Annotated in this window: 22 protein-coding genes; all 22 read left to right on the forward strand. The window is 33.0% G+C overall.

Annotated features, from left to right (window positions below):
* Positions 1-3: 3 nt before the first annotated feature.
* The 22 genes from Q1A60_RS18770 to asnB all read left to right on the forward strand — a co-directional run bounded on the left by Q1A60_RS18770 (position 4) and on the right by asnB (position 23,540).
* Positions 4-822 carry a polysaccharide pyruvyl transferase family protein gene (locus Q1A60_RS18770; protein WP_299768772.1) on the forward strand — a complete coding sequence of 273 codons (819 nt, stop codon included), beginning with the start codon at positions 4-6 and terminating at the stop codon, positions 820-822.
* Entirely contained in the window at positions 819-2,093 is a 1,275-nt protein-coding gene (locus Q1A60_RS18775) for a polysaccharide ABC transporter ATP-binding protein (RefSeq protein WP_299768775.1), read from the forward strand. Before Q1A60_RS18770 ends, Q1A60_RS18775 begins: the two co-directional genes overlap by 4 nt.
* A 14-nt stretch (positions 2,094-2,107) precedes the next feature.
* Positions 2,108-3,436: a class I SAM-dependent methyltransferase gene (locus Q1A60_RS18780; RefSeq protein ID WP_299768778.1), complete on the forward strand. Its 1,329-nt coding sequence runs from the start codon at positions 2,108-2,110 to the stop codon at positions 3,434-3,436.
* Positions 3,436-4,377, forward strand: coding sequence for a hypothetical protein (locus Q1A60_RS18785; RefSeq protein WP_300008200.1), 942 nt, complete (start codon positions 3,436-3,438; stop codon positions 4,375-4,377). Before Q1A60_RS18780 ends, Q1A60_RS18785 begins: the two co-directional genes overlap by 1 nt.
* Entirely contained in the window at positions 4,377-5,474 is a 1,098-nt protein-coding gene (locus Q1A60_RS18790; protein ID WP_299768784.1) for a DegT/DnrJ/EryC1/StrS aminotransferase family protein, read from the forward strand. Before Q1A60_RS18785 ends, Q1A60_RS18790 begins: the two co-directional genes overlap by 1 nt.
* Positions 5,475-5,476: 2 nt before the next feature.
* Positions 5,477-6,181 (forward strand): formyltransferase family protein, encoded by a 705-nt coding sequence (locus Q1A60_RS18795; protein ID WP_299768917.1) that lies wholly within the window; start codon positions 5,477-5,479, stop codon positions 6,179-6,181.
* A gap of 5 nt (positions 6,182-6,186) precedes the next feature.
* Positions 6,187-7,389, forward strand: coding sequence for a glycosyltransferase family 1 protein (locus Q1A60_RS18800; RefSeq protein ID WP_299768787.1), 1,203 nt, complete (start codon positions 6,187-6,189; stop codon positions 7,387-7,389).
* A 154-nt stretch (positions 7,390-7,543) separates the two neighbouring features.
* Positions 7,544-8,365 (forward strand): glycosyltransferase family 2 protein, encoded by an 822-nt coding sequence (locus Q1A60_RS18805; protein WP_299768790.1) that lies wholly within the window; start codon positions 7,544-7,546, stop codon positions 8,363-8,365.
* Positions 8,366-8,370: 5 nt separating this feature from the next.
* The gene (locus Q1A60_RS18810; RefSeq protein WP_299768792.1) at positions 8,371-9,063 is read left to right on the forward strand and encodes a hypothetical protein; all 693 of its coding nucleotides are present in this window, start codon (positions 8,371-8,373) and stop codon (positions 9,061-9,063) included.
* A 95-nt stretch (positions 9,064-9,158) separates the two neighbouring features.
* Positions 9,159-10,370 (forward strand): glycosyltransferase family 4 protein, encoded by a 1,212-nt coding sequence (locus tag Q1A60_RS18815; protein WP_299768795.1) that lies wholly within the window; start codon positions 9,159-9,161, stop codon positions 10,368-10,370.
* A gap of 12 nt (positions 10,371-10,382) precedes the next feature.
* On the forward strand, positions 10,383-11,384 hold the full coding sequence (locus Q1A60_RS18820) for a glycosyltransferase family 2 protein (RefSeq protein WP_299768798.1): 1,002 nt from the start codon (positions 10,383-10,385) through the stop codon (positions 11,382-11,384).
* Between the two features lie 2 nt (positions 11,385-11,386).
* The gene (locus Q1A60_RS18825; protein WP_299768801.1) at positions 11,387-12,484 is read left to right on the forward strand and encodes an acyltransferase; all 1,098 of its coding nucleotides are present in this window, start codon (positions 11,387-11,389) and stop codon (positions 12,482-12,484) included.
* 2 nt (positions 12,485-12,486) lie between these two features.
* Positions 12,487-13,374, forward strand: coding sequence for a glycosyltransferase (locus tag Q1A60_RS18830; RefSeq protein ID WP_299768804.1), 888 nt, complete (start codon positions 12,487-12,489; stop codon positions 13,372-13,374).
* Positions 13,375-13,441: 67 nt separating this feature from the next.
* The gene (locus Q1A60_RS18835) at positions 13,442-14,350 is read left to right on the forward strand and encodes a hypothetical protein (protein WP_299768807.1); all 909 of its coding nucleotides are present in this window, start codon (positions 13,442-13,444) and stop codon (positions 14,348-14,350) included.
* A gap of 19 nt (positions 14,351-14,369) precedes the next feature.
* Positions 14,370-15,623 carry a glycosyltransferase gene (locus tag Q1A60_RS18840; RefSeq protein ID WP_299768810.1) on the forward strand — a complete coding sequence of 418 codons (1,254 nt, stop codon included), beginning with the start codon at positions 14,370-14,372 and terminating at the stop codon, positions 15,621-15,623.
* Positions 15,624-15,628: 5 nt separating this feature from the next.
* On the forward strand, positions 15,629-16,711 hold the full coding sequence (locus Q1A60_RS18845; protein ID WP_299768813.1) for a glycosyltransferase: 1,083 nt from the start codon (positions 15,629-15,631) through the stop codon (positions 16,709-16,711).
* A 17-nt stretch (positions 16,712-16,728) separates the two neighbouring features.
* Positions 16,729-17,832 (forward strand): glycosyltransferase, encoded by a 1,104-nt coding sequence (locus tag Q1A60_RS18850; RefSeq protein ID WP_299768816.1) that lies wholly within the window; start codon positions 16,729-16,731, stop codon positions 17,830-17,832.
* Positions 17,829-18,974, forward strand: coding sequence for a hypothetical protein (locus Q1A60_RS18855; RefSeq protein ID WP_299768818.1), 1,146 nt, complete (start codon positions 17,829-17,831; stop codon positions 18,972-18,974). The genes Q1A60_RS18850 and Q1A60_RS18855 overlap by 4 nt, the downstream gene beginning before the upstream one ends.
* Positions 18,975-18,987: 13 nt before the next feature.
* The gene (locus Q1A60_RS18860; protein WP_299768821.1) at positions 18,988-19,989 is read left to right on the forward strand and encodes an N-acetylneuraminate synthase family protein; all 1,002 of its coding nucleotides are present in this window, start codon (positions 18,988-18,990) and stop codon (positions 19,987-19,989) included.
* Positions 19,982-21,139: a UDP-N-acetylglucosamine 2-epimerase gene (neuC, locus tag Q1A60_RS18865; RefSeq protein ID WP_299768824.1), complete on the forward strand. Its 1,158-nt coding sequence runs from the start codon at positions 19,982-19,984 to the stop codon at positions 21,137-21,139. The genes Q1A60_RS18860 and neuC overlap by 8 nt, the downstream gene beginning before the upstream one ends.
* Positions 21,139-21,837 carry an acylneuraminate cytidylyltransferase family protein gene (locus tag Q1A60_RS18870; RefSeq protein ID WP_299768827.1) on the forward strand — a complete coding sequence of 233 codons (699 nt, stop codon included), beginning with the start codon at positions 21,139-21,141 and terminating at the stop codon, positions 21,835-21,837. The genes neuC and Q1A60_RS18870 overlap by 1 nt, the downstream gene beginning before the upstream one ends.
* Complete coding sequence (gene asnB / locus Q1A60_RS18875; RefSeq protein ID WP_299768830.1) at positions 21,837-23,540, forward strand: asparagine synthase (glutamine-hydrolyzing); 1,704 nt, start codon at positions 21,837-21,839, stop codon at positions 23,538-23,540. Before Q1A60_RS18870 ends, asnB begins: the two co-directional genes overlap by 1 nt.
* The last annotated feature ends 8 nt before the right edge of the window (positions 23,541-23,548 follow it).

Genomic DNA, 23,548 nt, shown 5'->3' on the forward strand with positions numbered 1-23,548 from the left:
GATATGAGAAAACAAATCCCTCTTTTTTATTGGTCTTCCAAGGTTTTTGAAAATAAAGCCCAAGAAAACTATGGAGATATTTTATCTGCTCAAATAGTTTCATGGGTGAGTGGTAAGGAAGTGTCTTTTTATAATGCACCTCATAAAAGAAAAAGTTGGTTTAAAAAGCCATATCTCATGGCGATAGGAAGTATTATGTCATATACACAAGCCAAAGCTATGGTCTGGGGAAGTGGTATTATTTCTAGAAAAGATCAATTTTCTAAGGCTAGGTTTTGTGCAGTTCGGGGTCCGCTTTCGCGAAAACGTATACTAGCCCTTGGCTATTCCTGTCCAGAAATATATGGAGATCCTGCTATTTTATTGCCAGACTATTACCAACCTACCATCGAAAAAAAATACGAATACGGGTTTATTCCGCATTATGTAGATCAAGATATTGTTTCAAAATGGTATGGAGAAGAGAAAGAGGCTACGGTCTTAAATCTTATTCATGACGATATATTTTATACAACAGATCGTATCTTAGAGTGTAAGAAAGTGATCAGTTCGTCACTACATGGGGTGATTGTCGCTCAAACCTATGGTATTCCAGCCATTTGGGTGCAATTTTCAAATAAGTTAAGTGGTGATAATGTAAAGTACGAGGATTATTTTTTATCTGTTGATATGAAACCTTATAGCGCTACCTATATAGATCAAAAACAACCGATGTCAACCTATGATACTATCTTTTCTGAAGTAGAAACACTACCAAGTGAAGAGAAATTAAAAGAAATACGAAATGCGCTTAAACATGCATTTCCAAAAGAGTTTATATGAGCGATATTATCTTAAAAGCAGAGCATATATCTAAACAGTACCGCTTGGGACAAGTAGGTCTGGGCTCGTTAGGACATGATGTAAATCGTTTTTGGCATAAAATACGCGGCAAAGAAGATCCTTATCTTACCGTAGGGAGTGTAAATGATCGTAGTGCAAAAGCAAGTTCAGACTATGTATGGGCATTACAAGATATCAATTTTGAAGTAAAGCGAGGAGAAGTTCTTGGTATTATAGGAAAGAATGGTGCAGGAAAATCTACCTTGCTAAAAATACTATCTAGAGTTACAGCTCCAACCAAAGGGAATATTAAAACAGCAGGACGTATTGCAAGTTTACTAGAAGTGGGAACCGGGATGCATCCAGAACTGACAGGAAGAGAGAATATCTTTTTAAATGGGGCCATTCTTGGAATGACAAAGGTCGAGATCTCAAGTAAAATAGATGAGATCATCGAGTTTTCAGGATGTGAGATGTATATAGATACGCCTGTAAAGCGTTATTCTAGCGGGATGCGAGTACGTTTAGGGTTTGCGGTAGCTGCCTTTTTAGAGCCCGAAATATTAGTAGTAGATGAGGTATTAGCGGTAGGTGATGCTGAATTCCAAAAGAAGGCTATTGGGAAGATGCAGGATATTTCTAATGAAGGAGGGAGGACTGTCTTATTTGTAAGTCATAATATGGGAAGTGTGCAAAGTTTATGCTCTAGATGTATATTGTTAGAGGATGGAAAACTAGTAAAAGATGGAAAAACTGAAGAAGTTATAAATTATTATTTATCTGGCAGTAAAGAGTCACATGTAGATTTGTATCATATTAAAGATAGAAAAGGAAGAGGAAATGTTGTTTTTTCTAAACTAACACTAAATGACAAGAAATCTCATGAGACAGTTTTTAAACTTGGAGATTTTTTAAATTTTAATTTTGAGTTTAAGATAAAAAAAGACATTGTTTCTAATAATTTTAGAATTATTGTAGGTGTCTATAATATAAAAGAAGAAGGGATTTTACGATTTGATAGCCAGAGTCAAGGGGCATTAAAATTTAAAGAAAATGGGATCACTAAAATAACATGTTCTTTAGAAGATCATCTTACTATTATGCCAGGACGATATACCGTTAATGTTGCATTGTTTAACGACGGGATATTAGAGGACTATCTTGTAGGAAAAGTAGCGTTTGATATTGTAAATGATAATTATTTAGGGAGTAGTAGAATGTTAGATACAGATAGTCTTTCTAAAGTACTGTATAAACATAGTTGGAGTTAATATTATAATAAAATATGACTAAAGATGAATTTGATAACTTATTAGCAACGCCATCACTATTTGATGCTGGAGGCAAATTATTAATAGAGAATAGAAAAGTATATAGAGTAGTTAAAGATTCTGCAAGAATTAATCTCTATAACACTTTAATTAATTCTCCAAATTATAATGATTTGTTAAAATTAGGGTTAGTTTCAACAAAAATTATTGAAAAATATTCTTCAGATACTTGCCTTATTCTCAATCATGAATATATACCGTATATTTTAAATCCATCGGAATATACAAATATGATGTTTTGGGAAGCATCTTATAAATTTGTGACTTTGTGTAAGGAATTATACATAAATCATGGTGCTTTATTATTTGATGCTCATCCTTGGAATATTACTTATAATGGGAGTGATTTTAAATTTTTTGATTTTACATCGATTTATAAAGGAGATTCGATTTCAGATTCATGGATGAATGAATTTGAAACATATTTTATTCTTCCTCTTGTTTTGGCTTCATCTAAGAAAGTAAACTCTGATATGTCAGGATTATATAGACGAGAACATGTGAAAGGACTAGGAATTTCTCTTAAAAGAGAAGGTGTTTTTCGTAAAATAATTAACTATAAGAGACCATCATTTTTTAAGTTTTCAAACCAACCTGAGATTTTTTTCAGTAAACTACTCGATTATATTAAAAATTTAAAATCTATAAAAGCAAAACAAGAATATTGGAATAATTATGAGCAAGCACATCTAGCAGAAATTAGTGAGCCAAAAACAGTTAAGCAACAATTTGTTTATACTATTATTAAAGAAAAACAACCTTTTAAAGTTTTGGATTTAGCATGTAATAAAGGGTTTTATTCTCTTATGGCTAGCCATTTAGGAGCGCAAGTAGCCGCTTTTGATTATGAAGAAAGTACAATAGATATTTGTAGGCAAATCATAAATCAAGAAAAAGGGAATGTGACGGTTTGTCAAATGGATTTTAATCACCCTACGCCTGCATCTGGAGTAGGTTTAATCAATAGATCTTCATTTGATAGATTCAAATCAAACATAGTATTATCTTTAGGGTTAATCCATCATATCTGTTTAAGGCAAAGCATACCTGTATCTATTTTTTGTAATATATGTTTATCATACGCTAAGGAAGGCGTTATATTAGAGTTTGTTGACCCTAATGATATACACGTACAAAAATGGAACATAAATCCTCCAGAGGACTATACTATTGAATCTGTGAAAAAGTATTTTAGTTGTAAATTTCCAAAAATAAAAATTGAAAAAATAATAAACGATAATGGGGTGAATAGAAGTTTATTGTTTTTTTCGAAAGATATATAGTGATAAAAAAATATATACATATCATCCGAGACAAATTTGATGAAATCATTGTTTTATTAAAAGATATTAGAAAACGATTGTCAAAATCAGAAAAAGTATATGAGATACAAACATTCCAATATGGTCAACTTTTGACATCTCAACTTAAATTGAAAGGGGAACTTCATAATTTACATGATGCTGAATTTAAAGTTTTTTCGCAATGGGGAGATGATGGGATTATTCAATATTTAATAAATTATTTAGCTATCCCCAATACAATATTTGTAGAATTTGGAGTAGAAGATTATAAAGAATCAAATACGCGATTTCTTCTAATGAATAACAATTGGTCGGGACTGGTATTAGATGGAAGTTCTGCAAATATTAATACTATAAAAAATAGTACCATTTATTGGAAATATGATTTACAGGCAACACATGCTTTTATTACTGTAGAAAATATAAATACTCTGATTTCTGATGCTGGATTTTCTGGAGAAATAGGTTTATTGCACATTGATATTGATGGTAATGATTATTGGATTTGGAAAGCACTTGAAGTAGTGACGCCAATTATTATGATTGTGGAGTATAATAGTATATTTGGATCAGATAGATCAATTACAATCCCTTACAGGTCTGATTTTGTTAGAAGTAAAGCACATTATAGCAACCTATATGCTGGGAGTTCATTACCAGCTTTATGTGATTTAGCTTTAGAAAAAGGATATGTATTTATAGGAAGTAATAGTGCAGGAAATAATGCTTACTTTTTGAAAAAAGGATACGAGAAAAATATAAAAACCCTTGATGTTAAGAAAGGATATGTAGTTTCGAAATTCAGAGAGTCTAGAAATAAGGATGGTAAATTAACGTATCTTAGAGGTGATGATAGATTGAAAGAGCTTAAGGGAATGCCTGTTTTTAATACAATAACCAATCAAATAGAAGAAATTTAATGTCAGAAATAAAATATCCTGTATATCAACCTTCTTTGAATGGAAATGAAAAGAAGTATGTGAATGAATGTCTAGATTCTACTTGGATTTCTAGTAAAGGAAAGTTTGTCGATTTATTTCAAAAAGAATTTGCTAGTACTATTGGAGTTCAGCATGCGGTTGCAGTATGTAATGGAACTGTAGCATTGCATTTAGCTCTAGAAGCCTTAGGGATAGGAGAAGGTGACGAGGTAATTGTGCCAACTCTAACTTATATAGCCTCTGTAAATGCTATTACATATACAGGAGCAAAACCAATATTTGTTGATAGTTTGGAAACTACCTGGCAAATAGATTCAGAAGATATAAAAAAGAAAATAACTAAGAATACAAAGGCAGTATTATGTGTTCATCTATATGGACACGCATGTGATATGGATGCATTGACACAAATTTGTGAAGCACATCAATTATTTTTAATTGAAGATTGTGCAGAAGCAGTTGGTACTTCATTTAAAGGAAAACATGTTGGTACTTTTGGAGATGTTTCTACCTTTAGTTTTTATGGTAATAAAACAATTACTACTGGTGAAGGAGGTATGGTTGTAACAAATCATGAGACATTATATGAACGTATAATGCATCTAAAAGGACAAGGACTTGCAAAATATAGAGAGTATTGGCATGATATTGTAGGATATAATTATAGAATGACAAATATCTGTGCAGCTATAGGGTATGCGCAATTAGAACAAATCGAAACAATTTTAAAAAAGAAAAAACAAATTGCTAATTGGTATCAAGAAGCTTTTCAAGGCTCTGATATTGATTTTCATCAGGAAGCTAAAAATACGATCCATTCATACTGGATGTGTACGATTTTATTACCTACTCATATAGATAGAGAAGCTTTAAAACAATTTTTAGTTCAGCAAGGTATAGAAACACGTCCTATGTTCTACCCAATTCATACCATGCCTATTTATTCTAAGCAATACGAAAAACATCTTGTTGCTGAGAAATTATCTAGAAGAGGTATGAATTTGCCAAGTTATCCAGAATTACATAAAGAAGATATATTATATATAGTTGATAAATTAAAAGAATATATATTTTGAAAGTGATTTTATGTGGATATAATTGGATTGGCTGTAAGGTACTATCGTTATTACTTAGTAAGGGATATGATGTTTTTGTATATACACATGAAAATCCAAGTTATATTAATAGTTTGATAGAATATTGTGATAAAAAAGAGATCTCATATTCTTTAGAAAAAATTAAATTAAATAACTTGCCTTTTAAACCAGATATAGTATGTAGTATCTATTATAGGTATATAATACCTAAAGATATAATAGAAATAACATCAGGTAAAATTTTTAATTTACATCCATCATTACTTCCAGAATATAAAGGTTGTAGTAGTTTGACTTGGGCACTTATAGAAGGAGAAAATAATGTAGGGTATACCTATCATTATATAGAAGGAGGTATTGACACAGGAAATATTATTTTGCAAGAAATAATTGAAATAGAAGAAAGGGATACGCAAATTACCCTTTATCATAGAGTCATGTTTGAGGCGTCAAAATCATTTATGACTGCTTTTAATAGAGTTCTAAATGGTTATGAAGGAGAGTCTCAGAAATCAATGGGTAAGTATTACAAGAGAGGATGTCCTCATAATGGTGATATTAATATTAATTGGTCAGAACTAAAAATAGAACGTTTTATAAGAGCCATGAACTATCCACCATTACCTTATGCTACATTTAAGGGTAAAGAGGTTAAAACATTTACTGACTTTAAAAATATAACTTAATAAATTTGAATAATATTATTTTCTATATTCCTGATGTAGATCAAACCCACGGAGGAGTAAGGCAGTATTCTATTAATTTACTAACTACAATAGCAAATTTTGATCAAGATTCATTTCATTTTTATATCTATCATAATTTAAAAGATCCCGAAGTATTAGAGATTATAAAGTCCTATAAGAATTGTACATTAATTACCGATAAGGATATATATATACCAGCAATAAGTAGGAGAAATTTTTGGAGAAAAAAAATAACCTTACTATCTCAATTTTTTATAGGGAAACAACCCTACAGGTTTAAAACAATAGATGCTTTTGATGTGTTTTTAAAAGAAAAAAAAATAGAATATGTACATATTCCATATCAATTTATACCAAAAACAAATTTGAGTGCAAAAGTGATATGTACATTACACGATGTACAAGAGCTACATTTCCCTGCATTTTTTCCTGCAAAAGTAAGAGCTTATAGAGCTAATATGTATTTGGATTGTGTAACAAAATCCCATAAAGTAGTCGTTAGTTATCAACATATTGCTCAAGATTTAATTACATATTTTAATACTTCGCCTAATAAAATACAAGTTTGTTTATTAAATATGAAAGACCTGTGGTTTAATAAATTAGAACAAGAATATAAAAATACAATACCATCAAATCCATATAAAGAAGATTACTTATTATATCCTGCAAATTTCTGGAAACATAAAAATCATCAAAGATTGATAGAAGCTTTTTCTATATTTAAAAAACAAACTGATGCTACTACTCAATTAGTTCTCACGGGTAATAATGATAATGAAGAAGGCATTGTAGTTAAACAATTGGTAGATAAGTTAGGTCTTAATGGTGATGTTATTTTTGCAGGTATATTAGATGAACAAACCTTATATGCAACATATAAGAATGCGTTAGGAGTTGTAGTACCTACTCTTTATGAAGCAGGAAGTTTTCCCCTTATGGAATCTATTATTATGGGAATACCTGTAATCTGTTCTAATGTAACATCATTACCAGAAACAATAGGAGATAAACAATTTGTATTTGACCCTTTTGATATAGAGGATATGACATCAAAAATAAAACAATTAGTTACAGATGAGACGTATCGTCATCAATCAAGGTTAAATGGGAAAAAGATGTCAGGACGTATTAAGAAAACTGGCGCTGAAGAAATAATCAAATATATATATTTAAATAAAAATTAGTCCATTTTTAATAGTAATCCTATATGCTTACTATTCTGCAAATTATATAAGTATTACTATTTTATATCAAGAATAAGATGATTATAAATATTATATTTTGAAAATTATACGAGCACATTTATGCTAGTACGTATTTCCATTTGATGAATTAGCTATGAAAATTTCAATAATCACCATAAATTATAATAATGCCAATGGCCTTGATAAAACATTAGAGTCCGTAGCTAGTCAAACCTATGCTAATATAGAACACATTATAATTGACGGGAATTCTTCAGATGGAAGTAAAGATATACTTGAGGCCTATGAACTTCCTAATGCCATTAAAATTTCAGAACCAGATTCAGGAATTTATAATGCCATGAATAAAGGAGTTAAAAAAGCTTCAGGAGACTATTTGCTATTTATAAATAGTGGAGATAGTTTACGATCTAATGATAGTATTGAAACAATTGTACCTCTGTTATCTGGAGGTAAAGATTTTTATTATGGAGATCTTATGATGCAATTTACAGAAGGAGATCGTATCCGAAAATACCCAGATACACTTAGTTTTTATTATTTTTTCCATAAAGGTAGTTTACCACACCCGTCGTTATTTTTTAAGAAAACATTATTTACCCAACTAGGACTGTATAATGAGAAGTTTAAGATCGTAGCAGATTGGGATTATTATGTAAAGGCTATATGTAAGCATGATGCTAGTTACGAACACATTCCCATCGTAGTTTCAAACTTTGATGCCTATGGAATCTCTAGTGATCCGAAGTATCGAGCATTACTACTAAAGGAAAAAGAGGAAAGTATTACAGATCATTTCTCAAGTTTTAAATCTGATTATGAGGTATTACAGATGTTACAGCAAGATAAAAATGCTTCATTAGTAAGATCGGTACATAAAATATCACATAATAGATACGCAATGAAATTTTTCACCATCTTTATAAAAATATTATCAAAAGTGTTTAAAAAATAGACTGTATGTTGAGCGTTTTAAAAAGAAAGATTGGAAAGACAGCATTTGGTAAAAGGCTAAAAAAAATCCTTGGAAAGGAAACTGTTGTTGATACTTTTATTGGATCCAAAAAATATTGGGAGAATAGATATGTAGCAGATGGAAATTCTGGAAGTGGAAGTTATGGTAGATTAGCACTTTATAAAGCGGAGTTTATAAACAACTTTGTTCTCGAAAATAAGATTGATAAAGTCATTGAATTTGGGTCTGGTGATGGCCACCAACTTACACTCGCAAAATACCCTAGTTATACAGGGTTTGATGTATCTCAAAAGGCAGTAGATCTATGTCAGGAACTTTTTAAAGATGATCATTCAAAAACGTTTTTATTAGTTACGGAAGAGAATTTGAAAAATCAGCAGGCAGCACTTACAATGTCACTAGATGTAATTTATCACCTTATTGAAAATGAGGTGTATGAAACGTATATGAATACGCTATTTTCGGCATCTACAAAATATGTTATAATTTATGCCAGTAATTATGATGAAAGAATTGCACCTCATGTATTATCACGTAAGTTTACTACTTGGGTAGCAAACAATATGTTAAATTGGGAATTAGCTACTCATGAAAAAAATCCTTACCCTTATGATCCTACGAACCCTGATCATACATCTATAGCAGATTTTTATGTCTATAAAAAAAGGGACCTCTAGAATTATAATTTCGATATTGATACAATACTGTTATAGTATGCCTGAATGATGTATTTTGTATAAGTTTCCATAAAATATGTATAGCCTATAAAATCTTGAGAAAATTAATTTATAAAGTAAGAGAGATTCCTTTGGCTTCAGAAACGTTTGTAGTTTCTCACATTGCTCACGCCATTAAAAATAATTTTTTTGTAGAGATTATTGCAGATAAAACATACCCTGCACATACTTCTTCCCAAGCAGCTCTTATAGAAGAAATGGAGTTGTTAGAAAAAGTGCGTCACTATACTTCGCCTAGCATTAAATCAAAAAGAATTAAAGAAGTAATAGCATTATTTGTACGTTATCCATCTTTAGTATACTTTTTTGTAAAACTTTGTTCCTTATATAAAAAGTATACTTGGGAATATCTTTTTTATTTAAAATTCTATAAGTCATATACAGCTCAAGATGTATTTCACGTACATTTTGCAAAAGCCATGGGGCCTTTATTGAACTTAAAAAAAATAGGCTTTTTAAAATCTAAAATTGTAGTTACCTTCCATGGATATGATGCATATGCGTTGCCCGAAGGTGCTGCTTTGTCAGAATTAATTAAAGATTATAAAACGCATATACATGCTATTACTGTAAATAGTGAGTTTTTGAAAAATCAATTAATCTCAAAAGGATTTGACGGAAATAGCATAACTGTTGTGCCAGTAGGTATAGATACATTATACTTTGCAAATAACGATAAAATCAAACAGCCTCGAACTCCTTTTAAAATGATTAGTGTTGGAAGATTAATTCCTTTAAAAGGGCACATATACGGAATTCAAGTCGTAAAACAACTCGTAGAAAAAGGGTATGATGTGAAGTATACTATTGTTGGATATGGAGAGGCTATGGAAACTATAAAAAATACCATAGCTACCTTATCGCTTCAGGATCATGTGTTATTAGTAGGGCTTCAAACACAAGAAGCGATTAAAGCACTGTTGCAAGAGAGTGATGTATTTTTAATGACAAGTACCTATAATGAAAAAGGACGTAGAGAAGCATTAGGAATCGTATCGTTAGAAGCTCAAGCATCTGGAGTGCCTGTGATTGGTTTTGATTCAGGTGGGTTTCCAGAGACAATAGACCCAAATACTACAGGATTTATTGTTCCAGATAGAGATGTTGATGCCATGGCTAAAGCTGTTGAAAAACTTATGGTAGACAATGAACTTTTACAATCAATGAAAGAAAAAGCTATTGTGCATGCACATACACATTTTGATATTAGAAAAGTTGCTGAAGATTATTTTAAATTGTACACTTAAACCCATCGTATAATGATCTCCATTATCATCCCATCCTATAACAGAGCGTCCCTTATCAAAGAAACGCTTCAGTCTGTTATATCACAATCTAGTTCAGATTGGGAATGTATTGTGGTAGATGATGGAAGTACAGATAATACGGTTGCTACTGTTTCCGCTTTCGCGAAAGCGGACGCAAGAATACACCTTTTAGAAAGAACGAAAGAGTATGCCTCTGGAGGAAATGGCGCACGGCAAATGGGAGTAGATCATGCCAACTATGATTGGGTGATGTTTCTAGATTCTGATGATTTACTAGGTTCAGATTGTGTAAAAAATCGCATTGCACTCATAGAAGACACGATAGATCTATTTGTGTTTCATACAGCTTCTTTTAAACAAGAGCTAAAAGACACCGATGTATATTGGAATATTTTGCAACAAGGAGAAACAAGTGAAGAATATCTGATACGATTTCTTCGTCAAGATATGCCTTGGCATACCACTGGGGTGTTGTGGAATAAAGCATTTTTGCAAAAAATAGGGGGATGGAATCAAGAACTCATCGCTTGGCAAGATTGGGAACTTCACGTGAGAGCACTTACGTACAATCCACGAATAAAAGCTACTATTGGAAAGGCCGATAATTACTACAGGCGTGATGTTGAAAATTCTATTGCTACAAAAAAACAATCTTTAGCGTACATTGAAGCAATAAAAAAAGCAATAGCATCTATAGAAAGAAATGTATTAGGAAATAATAATTTAGCGGATGCTAAAGGACATCTCCGATTTTTGATTTATCGTAATTTGATAGCCTATCCTATCAAGTGGAAACTCATGAAAATGCCTTTTCAATTAGTTAGATCAGGATTCAATTTTCAGAGCGTATCTAAGACTAGATTTATAGGTGCCTACTGGAAAGAACGTATATATGCGATTACAATTATAAAACGAATTTTAAAGAACAAACTTAAACTTGACTATTATAAACGCATGTATCCAGTAACTACTTTTTTGAGAAAACGATTATAAGTATGCAGTATATTAAACAATTGGATAGTATAAGAGCAATAGCTGTTATTATGGTGATTATAAGTCACTGGTTACCCAATCAAAATATATTGAACAGCATACCTAATGGACAAATTGGAGTTGACATATTTTTTGTACTGAGTGGATTTTTAATATCAAAAATATTATTTGATAATCGAGATAAAGCCGCAGCCCTGAATATGTCAACAGCTACAGTGCTAAAGAATTTTTACATCCGAAGGTCGTTGCGTATTTTCCCTATATATTATCTCACGATTATAGTAGTCTATATGGTTACAGCATATGCCAATACGCCTATTAAAGACCCGTTTATATATTATGCTACGTATACTTCAAATTTTTATTTCTTTAATCAACAATCCTGGGATGTTATGCTTCCCCATTTGTGGTCTCTTGCTGTAGAAGAGCAGTATTATTTAATATGGCCTTGGTTAGTTTTATTAGTGAATAGAAAATATATACTTCCCATAATTTTATGTTTTATTGTTATAGGGATTGGAGGACAGTTACTAGTAAGTGGAATGAAAATGAGTAGAATACTTACGTTTACTTGTTTTGATGCTTTTGGACTTGGCTCGTTACTTGCGTGGTGCATTACGTATAAAAAAGAGAAAGTTCCCGTGTATTTTAAACAGTTGTCTATTGCTGCTATTATTGTTTTCTTCTACTTTTTATATGGGGCGATTACAAAGCAATGGCTTGTTTTATCTGTACGCACTACAGTATCTATACTATCACTCTGGCTGATTTGTTATATATACATACACCATAAAAAAGATACTCTTAGAGGAAAGTTTATTTTAAATAATAGGATATTGATTTTTATAGGAAAAATAAGTTATGGGATATATTTATACCATAATATTATTCCTAGTATGATTACAAAAAAGTATATTGATGTATACTTTAATCCGCTGTTACCCGATTTTTTTAATGTAAAATATAAAATGGTGTTATTGATTTTTGAAAACTCGATACTTGTTATTTTAATTTCATGGCTCTCTTTTGTGCTTATAGAAAAGCAATTTCTGAAACTCAAAAATAAATTTAATTATATACCTAAAAACACATCGCGATGAGTATGGTGCAAGAAAAAGGAATCTCTGTAATTATTTGTTTTTACAATAGTAGTAGTCGTATCACTCCTACCATGAAAAGTATTTTCTGTCAAGAAGGATTAGAGGCTGTTCCTTGGGAGTTAATTCTAGTAGATAACGCAAGTACAGATACTAGTGTCGCATTAGCTCAAGATCTTATCAAAGAATCTTCTTTTCCTAATGCGCGTATTGTAAGTGAGTCTAAACCTGGACTTAATTATGCGCGTAAAAAAGGAATTGATAGTGCTCAGTATGATACCATTCTTTTTTGTGATGATGATAATTGGTTAAATACCAGGTATGTAAAAACCTTATATGATTTTCTAGAAGAAAATGAAAGCTATGGGGTTGTTGGCGGAAATGGCGTAGAAGCTTGTGAAATAGAAGCGCCTGCATGGTTTGAAAAGTTTAAAAGCATCTATGCCTTAGGATGTCGAAGAGATGGTGATGTGACTAATGTTTATGGCGCAGGAATGTGTTTTAGAAAATCTATTTTTGATGATTTTGAACCTAAAATGACTGATAGGAAAGGAAAGAGCTTATCTTCTGGAGGAGATTCAGAAATGTGCGAATATGCAGTGTCTAAAGGATATAAGATTCGACAAATTTGTGATAATACATTCCAGCATTTTATTCCCAAAGACCGACTCACAAAATCGTATTTATATAGAATGGCTAGAGGAAAAGGCCAGACCATGGCTCAGTTAATTCTTCTAAGAAAAAATAATTCTAAAATGGCTACAGGGGTATTTTATCGTATGCGACTGGATACAAAAAAACTTTTTACTCATTTATTTAAACTAGATAATGTTAGATTTGTTTTTGAGCTAAATAGAGTGTATTCTTATTGGATAACACTTATTCGTGCATAAAGGGTATATTTAAATGACCTAATAGGGTGCTAAAGTAGTACCATAAGCCACATGTATTAAAGAACCAATGAAAAAAGTATTGATATTTTCATCTTTATGTAAGTCTAAAGAAGTCCTAGAAGTGGTGCTTCCCTCTTGGGTTGCATTAGACACAGGAAGTTGTCAGGTAGATATGCTTCTGTATGATGATAATAATGAAAAGAAAGCCATTCATTTTCTTGCAGATTTTGAAGCAAAAAACCCAAATGTACAGGTGCAAAGAGATTGGATAGAAAGCGATTCTAATTATAAAACTCATAATTGGAATAGACCTCTTACGGATAGAATTACTTTTATAAAAAATAAAGCGATTTCATATGCTTTGGACGAAGGCTATGATTATATTTTTCTTTTAGATGCAGATTTAGTGATACACCCAACCCTTTTACAGCATTTAATGAGCTGTAATAAAGACTTTGTGTTTGAAGTTTTCTGGACGGTTTTTCATGATCAGACCTTTGCAAAACCGAATTGTTGGGATATCCATTCTTGGAATTATATTTATCCTGAAACAATATTACAGCTCCCAACGCCTGGAACGTATAAAGTAGGTGCAGGAGGTGCTTGTACATTGCTTACAAGAAATGCCTTAGAGAAAGGTGTTAATTTTGAACGTATAGAGAATATGCCGTATGCAGGAGAAGATAGACATATTTGTACGCGTGCAGAAGTATTAGGAGTAGACATTTATATAGATACACATTATCCTGCTTTTCATATTTTTAAAAATGAACAGAGTAAAGAAGCTAGCACTTGGTATACAAAGGGCTGCAATCCTAGGTATTTTGATACTTGGTTAGATGAACATTGGAAAACGGAAGTACATAAGTTATTTGTAGAAGCAAAAGTGATACCTCCTAAAAATAAAATAGATAAATATAGGCGTGCGTTGTATAAAGCAAAACGTGCTTATATTAATTATATGCGATATAATTAATCAAATCTAATACTAGCTAGTGAATACATCGTTAAAGATATTAATAGTAGCAGATACATTAGATGTAGATGCCAGTAGTGGAGCAAAGACGAGTCTGGCATTGGTAGAAAGTCTAATAGCTTGTGGGTATGACCTGAAAGTTCTTCACTATTCTAGAAAAGAAATTCCTATTGATAAAACAACGACGATTTCTATAAAGGAGAAAAAGAGTTCTATCTACTATCTACTTGCTAAAATTCAAATTTTTACCAAAAGAATCTTAGGAATATCATTACATAAAAAAACGGAATCTCGTAGAGGGTTTTCATATACACATACCTATGATGTTGCAAGTATTCAACAAGCAATACAAAAAGAAAACCAAGATCAGTATGACTGGGTCGTAGCACTAAGTTATGCAGGAAGTTTTAGAGCGCATATGGCGTTAACAAAACTGCCTATTTGGCATCGTAAATTTATAGCATATATCCATGATCCATATCCTCAGCATTCATATCCTAGACCTTATGATTGGGTAGAACCAGGGCATCAACAAAAAAGAGATTTCTTTGTAGAAATGTCTCATAGTGCCAAATATATGATGTACCCTAGTCAGTACTTAGGTGATTGGATGGAAAGCTATTATCATAAATCAAGAGGAAAAGCAGTGATCATTCCTCATCAGATACCCGATGTGATTGTAAGTGATGAAACTCCTGACTTTTTTGATGAAGAGAAATTTACCGTCATGCATGCAGGTTCTATGATGAGCGCTCGTAACCCAATGGCATTGACAGAGGCTTTCTGTGTATTGACAGAAGAGAATAAAGAATTTAAAAAGGATGCACAACTTATTTTTATAGGAAATAGATCTGTTTTTCATGATGAGTTAGAAAAGATTTCAAAAAATTATTCGGCTTTGTATGTACATCCGGGGTATTTGAATTTTGATAGTGTTTTATCTATGCAATATAAAACGTCAGTCAATGTAGTGCTGGAAGCCAAAGGTCCTTTTAGTCCTTTTTTACCGGGTAAAATACCACATTGTATAAAAGCAAATACACCGATACTACTTTTAGGTCCTTATAAAAGTGAAACCAAAAGATTGCTAGGTGATGCCTATCCTTATTGGTCTGAAATAGACGATGTGCTAATGATAAAAAAACACTTACAGCACTTATATACACTTTGGAAAAAAGATAAAAACAGTCTAACTTTAGAAGTAGATACAATTACAGACTTAACTTATTATTTTTCTCCTGAATATGTAGCGGGTCAATTTAAAACACTATAATACTCATGAGCCTTACTATTGTTATTCCTAATAGAAATAGAGATTTGGTTACTGTAAAACGTACCCTAGCATCTATTGCTATTCAATTACATGCTGATGTTAAGGTTGTTGTTATAGATTATGGAAGTGAGGTCGTATATCAAAAAGAACTTGAACAATATATTGCAGTATTAGAAAACGTGTCACTTATGTGTTGCCCTACCCAAGGGCAGTTATGGCAAAAAACCAGAGCGATTAATATCGTATTACAACAATGCGATACAGCGTATTTTATGGTGGCAGATATGGATATGTTATTTCATCCTGAGTTTGTGATAAAAATCCAACAATACGTTCATCCTGATGAGGTCACTTATTTTAAAGTAGGAATACTAACAGAAGAAGAAAGTACACTTGAAAAAGAATTTGGAGACTATCAAGTGAAATTTTACACCAATGAGGAAGCAACGGGAATGACATTATTCCCTGTAACTATTTTAAAAAAAATACGTGGATTTGATGAGTTTTATCATGGCTGGGGTTCGGAAGATACAGATGTGCATATACGATTACGAAATCTTGGAATCCCCGTACACTTCAATGAAAAGGAAACATTGCTTTTACATCAATGGCATCCTAAATTTTATAGATCAAAAGAGAGTACAGCACCTTATCATTACTATTTAGAGCGTGTGAACTATGAATATCTTATGCTTTCGCGAAAGCATAAAAAGGTACATGCTAATGTAGGAAAAGAATGGGGTGTTCTTCCTAATGAGACAGCATATAAGGCATTGAATACTCCCGAAATAACCATTGATTGTACAAGTACACTAAATGCCCTTACAGCACTTTGTTTTCAGTTGTCAGAAGGAGTTTGGGAAGGTGTCGTTCAAATAGTGATACAATTACATCCAGATGCAACATCATTAAAAACAACGATCAAGAAAATAGCTAAGAAGAGAACGCCACTTTTTATATCACTAGAAGCATCAAATAGTATGCTTTTGGAAACCATCATAAAGAATCACCGTAATACTCCATATAATTACGTTTTTGATAGGAATAAAGAAATTATTAGTTGTACCATGAATCTATCATCACTATGAGAATATTAATGGTATCAATGAACTCAATACACTTTCGCCGTTGGGTAGCACAATTAGAACATAGCGAGCATGAGGTGTATTGGTTTGATATTAATGACCAAGGCTATATCGAATCATTACCATGGGTACATCAAGTAACCGCCTGGAAAAAACGCGTATTAAAGAAACGAGGGCGGTATTTTATAAAAAGTAAACTTCCTTATTTATATAAGCAGTTATCAAATGTATTTGATATTCCTTTAGAGACCGCATTTACAGAGGCTGTAAATGAGATACAACCTGATGTTATTCATAGCTTTGCTTTATTTATAGGGTGTAAGCCTATTATGAATTTTATGGAAAAAAATAAACAAATTCCTTGGTTGTATTCTTCTTGGGGGAGTGATATTTATTTCAGAGAAAACAAAGCAGGAGAAACTTCATTTATTTCGAATGTATGTAGCCGTTTAGATTATGCTATTACCGATTGTGAAAGGGATAAGCATATTCTTATAAAAGAAGGATTTAAAGGAGAACATCTAGGCGTTTTTCCAGGCGGCGGCGGATACCCTAAACGTATATCTTCTACAAAAACAAGAAAGAAAAATAGCTTTATTGTAAAAGGATATCAAAATGAACACGGTAGAGCATTGCCAGTCATTAAGGCTCTTTTAGAATTAAAAAAAGAAGGAAAAGAGGTATCTGTCTTTGTATTTGGTGTTTCTGATGATTTTTATAAGCTTTTAGAAAAAGAAAACCTTGTCACAATTGAAAATGTAGAGATAAGGAAAAACATAGATCATGCATTATTATTAGAAGCTATGGAGTCTCATGAGTTTTATATAGGAAATAGTATTTCTGACGGAACTCCTAATACCTTAATAGAAGCTATTATTTCGGGATGTATTCCTATTCAGTCAAATCCAGGGAATGCTACTGCAGAAATTATAAAAGATGGAGTTAGTGGATACTTAATAGAACATCCAGAGGATATAGGCCATATACGTCAAGTGATGAAAAATGCCATTGAACATAACATTTCAGAAGAAGGAATTGCTCATAATGACTATTTGAAAAATACTACATTTGATCGAACTGTAGTGACTCAAAAAGTGCTAGAAGCATATTCGAAAATCTCATGAAGATCTCTCACCTAACATATACGCAAGAAGAAGCACATATTAAGAGGAGTGTCACAGTTGATATTTTTCCGTCTGCATTGTTTTATACGATAGATCGTGCATATGAATCGTTTGTAGAAAAAGAAACGTATGATGCGTTTGTGATTGCTTTGATACCTTTTATGTTAGAAAATTCAGAAGATTTATACGTAGATGGTACTGTAGATGAGGTATTACTCACTCATTTGAATACACAATTTTTACCTCAGTTAGCAGTAATTTCAAAATGTAAGAAGACGCCACAAATTAGTGCAAAACATACACATAGGAGTAAGAGTAAGAATTCGCAGATTGGCACTGGATTTTCTTGTGGGGTAGACTCTTTTACGACCTTGTATGATTTCATACAAAGTAGGATCAGTGTTCGATATGTTACATTTTTAGACGCAGGTTCTCATGGTAAGTACGGAAAAGAACATACAAAACAAATTAAAGAATTTAGGAGACAAAATGCAGCAAAGGCAGCTCAGGGTTTGGATATGGAAATGATATGCATAAGCTCTAATATAAGTTCCTTTGTCACCTCTAGTTTTGAAAGTTCGCACAGTCTAGTGAATCTTTCCTGTGTCTATCATTTGAGTAATTTATATAGCGATTATTATTATTCTTCTGCTTTTTCAGAAAAGCAATCTACATTAAAAGGAGGGGATACCAGTAATTGGGATAGCTTGTTACTTCCTTATATATCTAGTTCTTATCTCACGATAAAATCGACTGCATTAGATAAAACACGATTGCAAAGAACGGCCTTCATTAGTGAGGAGAACACCGTTCAAAACTATTTGGATGTATGTACAAATTCGTTACTTGCAAAAGAGAGAGGGTATCAAAATTGTTCTTCTTGCCATAAATGCGCCAAAACGATGACAAGCTTAGCTCTATTAGATAGATTGTCACAATTTGGAAATGTCTTTGATCTAAATAGGTATGTGGCTACTAGAGATATGTACATTAGTACGTACTTGCTACAAAAAAAGTTAAATCCAATTGATCAAGAAATATTAGATACTCTTAAAGAAAAGAAAGAAGTGGTTTTAAAACATTATTTTTCTGCTTTTATCTTTAGATTAAAAAAGAACGTCAAAAAAATACTTAAAAAGTAATCAAGATATATTTATGTTTATCATAGCAGAAATAGCACAAGCACATAACGGAAGTATCCAAAAAGTATATGACTATATAGAAGCGCTTTCTGGAACAGGCATAGACGCTATTAAGTTTCAAACGCATATTGCAGAGGCAGAAAGTAGCATTCATGAGCCTTTTAGAGTGAAGTTTTCAGATCAAGATGCCACGCGTTTTGATTATTGGAAACGTATGGAGTTTTCTAAAGAACAGTGGGTAGAAATAAAAAAACGCTGTGATCAAGCCGGATTAGAATTTATGTCTTCTCCATTTAGTAATGCAGCGGTAGACCTTTTGGAGGACATAGGAATTAAACGCTATAAAATTGGCTCTGGAGAAGTCAATAACTTTCTGTTATTAGAAAAAATTGCTGCTACAGGAAAACCGGTTATTGTATCTTCTGGGATGAGTTCTTTCAAAGAACTAGATGAGACGGTCGCTTTTTTAAAAGGAAAGAACGTAGATTTTTCAATTTTACAATGCACAACGAGTTATCCTACAGCTCCAGAACAATACGGATTAAATGTGATACAAGAATTAAAAGATAGATATAAGGTACCTATAGGATATTCAGATCATTCGGCAGATATAGGAACCTGTATTGCGGCGACGGCATTAGGAGCAGAAATCTTAGAATTTCATGCTGTTTTTAATCATACTGATTTTGGACCCGATGCAACCTCTTCTATAGAAATTAAAGATATCCCAGTAATGACAAAAAGTGTTAGGGGTATTACGCTTTCGCGAAAGCATCCTATTGATAAATCAAACAATAGCCAATTTGCCGAATTAAAACGTATTTTTGAAAAATCTTTATCGGTAAATAAAGCATTGCCGAAGGGACATATACTCACTTTTGATGATTTAGAAGCAAAAAAACCAAAAGGATATGGTATAGATGCTTCTCAATTTGAAACCGTAATTGGAAGACCAATTACAAAAGAATTACAAAAGTGGGACTTTCTAACCGAATCTGATATTGAACATGAGTAACCGAAAAGTATGTGTGGTAGTAACAGCGAGACCTTCATATAGTAGGATTAAAACCGCTTTACAAGCTATCAAAAAACATCCTAACTTAGAATTGCAACTCGTGATTGCAGGTTCTGCCTTATTAGGACGTTATGGAAATGCGGTCGATTATATAGAACAAGATGGTTTTGAAATTGCCGAGAAAGTATTTATGGTACTGGAAGGTGAGAACAAAACAGCCATGGCAAAAACCACAGGATTAGGTGTCATGGAACTCGCAACCGTATTTTACAAACTACAACCCGATATGGTTGTGACCATTGCAGATCGTTTTGAAACCATCGCAACCTCTATTGCAGCAGCTTATCAAAATATTCCATTAGTACATATACAAGGGGGTGAGGTTACAGGAAATATAGACGAGAAAGTACGTCATGCCAATACCAAACTAGCAGATATTCATCTCGTAGCAAGTGAGAGTGCAAAGTCACGTGTGCTTAAATTAGGAGAAGAAGAAAAGATGGTATATAATACCGGATGCCCCTCTATAGATATTGCCAAAAATGTAAAAGAAAATCCAGCACTTACGTTTCATCCATCAGAAAAATATGGAGGTGTAGGAGCAACTATTGCAAAAGATGCAGCATATCTAGTGGTGATGCAACACCCTGTAACTACAGAGTATGGGCAAGCCAAAAAAGATGTAATGACCACTCTTGAAGTGGTGCACGAATTAGGGATTCCTACCTATTGGTTTTGGCCTAATGTAGATGCAGGATCTGATGGAACGAGTAATGGGATTAGAAGTTTTCGTGAAAGCGTAAACCCAAAAAATATACGTTTCTTTAAAAATATGGAACCGAACGACTTTTTGAGACTTCTTGTCAATTCAAAATGTCTCATAGGAAATAGTAGTGTCGGGATACGTGAATGCGCTTATTTGGGCGTGCCTGTAGTAAATATAGGAACGCGTCAACACGGAAGAGACCGTGGAGATAATGTCATTGATGTAAATTATACCAAAGAAGCCATTAGAGAGGCTATTAAGCAACAGATAGCGGCTCCTAGTAAAACATCATCGCCTATTTATGGAGATGGAGAAGCAGGAGAAAAAATAGCCGATATATTAGCTACATGTACATTGTCATATCATAAAACGATTACGTATTAATGAAAGTACTAGGGCTTATACCTGCTCGAGGCGGAAGTAAAGGAATTCCTGGTAAAAACAAAAAACTACTAGGAGGGAAGCCTTTATTACAATATACCATAGCCGCAGGATTACAAGCCTCACAATTAGACACCTTAATTTTTTCTTCAGAAGATAAAGAGTTAATGGCGCTTGCCAGTGATTTAGGCGTTTCTGTTCCTTTTACACGTCCACAAGAATTGGCCGAAGATCGTTCTGGGTCATTAGGTGTGGTACAGCATGCATTGCGATATATGCAAGCACAAGGAAAGCAGTATGATGCTGTATGTTTATTACAGGTAACCAATCCTTTTCGTAGTGCAACTATGATTGATGATGCTGTTTCCGCTTTCGCGAAAGCAAACACAGATTCATTAGTCTCTGTATTAAAAGTACCTCATGAATATAATCCGCATTGGGTATTTGAAGCCTCAGAAGATGGAAAACTACATATTGCTACAGGCGAAAAAGAAATCATAAAAAGGAGACAAGATTTACCTGATGCATATATCCGTGATGGTGCTATTTATATTACAAAAAGTGACGTGTTGCTAGAGCAAAATTCGCTGTATGGTTCAAGTATTAGTTATATAGAATCTGATCCTGAATGGCATGTGAATATTGATACGATGGAGGATTGGAAACTAGCAGAAGAACTCGTTAAAAAGTTTCAAGACTAATGTGTGGTATTGCCGGAATTATAGGAAATAAAGCTTCACAAACACAACTCGATGCTATGCTTCAAGCACAAACGCATCGAGGTCCTGATGATACAGGAAGATATATTGAAGACGGAGTAGCTTTAGGACATAATAGATTGGCTATTATAGATTTATCTTCAGAAGCAAATCAGCCTTTTTTTTCTCAGGATAAGCGATATATCATTGTTTTTAATGGAGAGATTTATAACTATATAGAACTCAAAGAGGAATTAGCAGCTGCATATTCTTTTACAACACACTCAGATACCGAAGTTTTATTAGCAGCATATCAAAAGTGGGGAGAGGCATGTCTTTCTAAACTTAATGGAATGTTTGCCTTTGCGATTTGGGACACCCAAGAGCAGTACCTTTTTGCTGCTAGAGACCGTTTTGGTGTAAAACCGTTTTATTATACCATTGTACATGATACCTTTTATTTTGCTTCAGAAATAAAAAGTTTGTTTGCTGCAGGAATTTCTAAATCACCCAACGAGTCTGTTTGGGCAAATTACTTTGCGTTTGGAAGTTATGGAATGCCTGAAGAGACATTTTGGGAAGGCATACAACAATTGCCAGGAGGTCATTCTTTAACATTGAATACGTCATTACCTGAAATACAAAAATGGTATCATTTTGAAGAGGAGGTAAAGAAATATAAAACTGCACTTTCTTTTGAAGAAGTTAAGTCGCAGTATTTACAATTGTTAGATCATAGTATTCAACTTCGTTTTAGAGCAGATGTGCCTATAGGATTTAATGTAAGTGGAGGATTGGATAGTTCAGCTTTGCTTGCTTTGGTAAATCGGTTGGATGATGGAGAGAATATAGAAGCTTTTACATTTTATACAGGAGATGATCGATACGATGAACTTCCTTGGGTAAAAGGACTTATTTCACATACTAAAAATCCATTAACAAAAGTAAAACTGAAGGTAGATGACTTGGCATCTCTTGCAGAAACAATGAGTGCTCAACAAGATGAACCTTATGGAGGTGTACCTACGGTAGCCTATGGTGAACTTTTTAAAGAAGCACGTTCCAAAGGAGTGAAGGTGCTCTTAGATGGTCAAGGAATGGATGAGCAATGGGCAGGTTATGATTATTATACGAAGAATTCTAATAGTGTGATTCAAGGGGTGTCCAAATCTCCGTTTCGAACTTCTGTACTGGCTGAGGAATTTTTCGCGAAAGCAAAAAAACCAACATACCCAACACCATTTGATGATCGTGTCTTAAATCTACAATACCGAGATTTATTTTACACGAAAATCCCAAGAGCATTGCGTTTTAATGATCGTGTGTCTATGCAATCTAGTACGGAGTTAAGAGAGCCTTTTTTGGATTATAGATTGGTAGAGTTTGCATTTGCACAGCCCTTAGCGTATAAAATTCATGAAGGTATTCAGAAATATGTATTGCGATCTATAGTCTCTGAATATCTATCAGATACGATTACGTACGCACCTAAACGTCCTTTACAAACACCGCAACGGGAATGGCTAGCAGAAGACCTTAAAGATTGGGTGTCTGAGACGTTAGACGTCTTTAAAGAGCATCCTTGGTTTGAGTATGAAAAATTAAAAGAAGAATGGGACGCCTATATAAACGGAGATCAAGATAGTAGTTTTCATATTTGGCAATGGGTCAATACAAGCTTATTAGTATCTTCGCTTCGTCATTAATTCCCCTT

The organism is uncultured Dokdonia sp. (genome assembly GCF_947492535.1).
Lineage (GTDB): Bacteria > Bacteroidota > Bacteroidia > Flavobacteriales > Flavobacteriaceae > Dokdonia.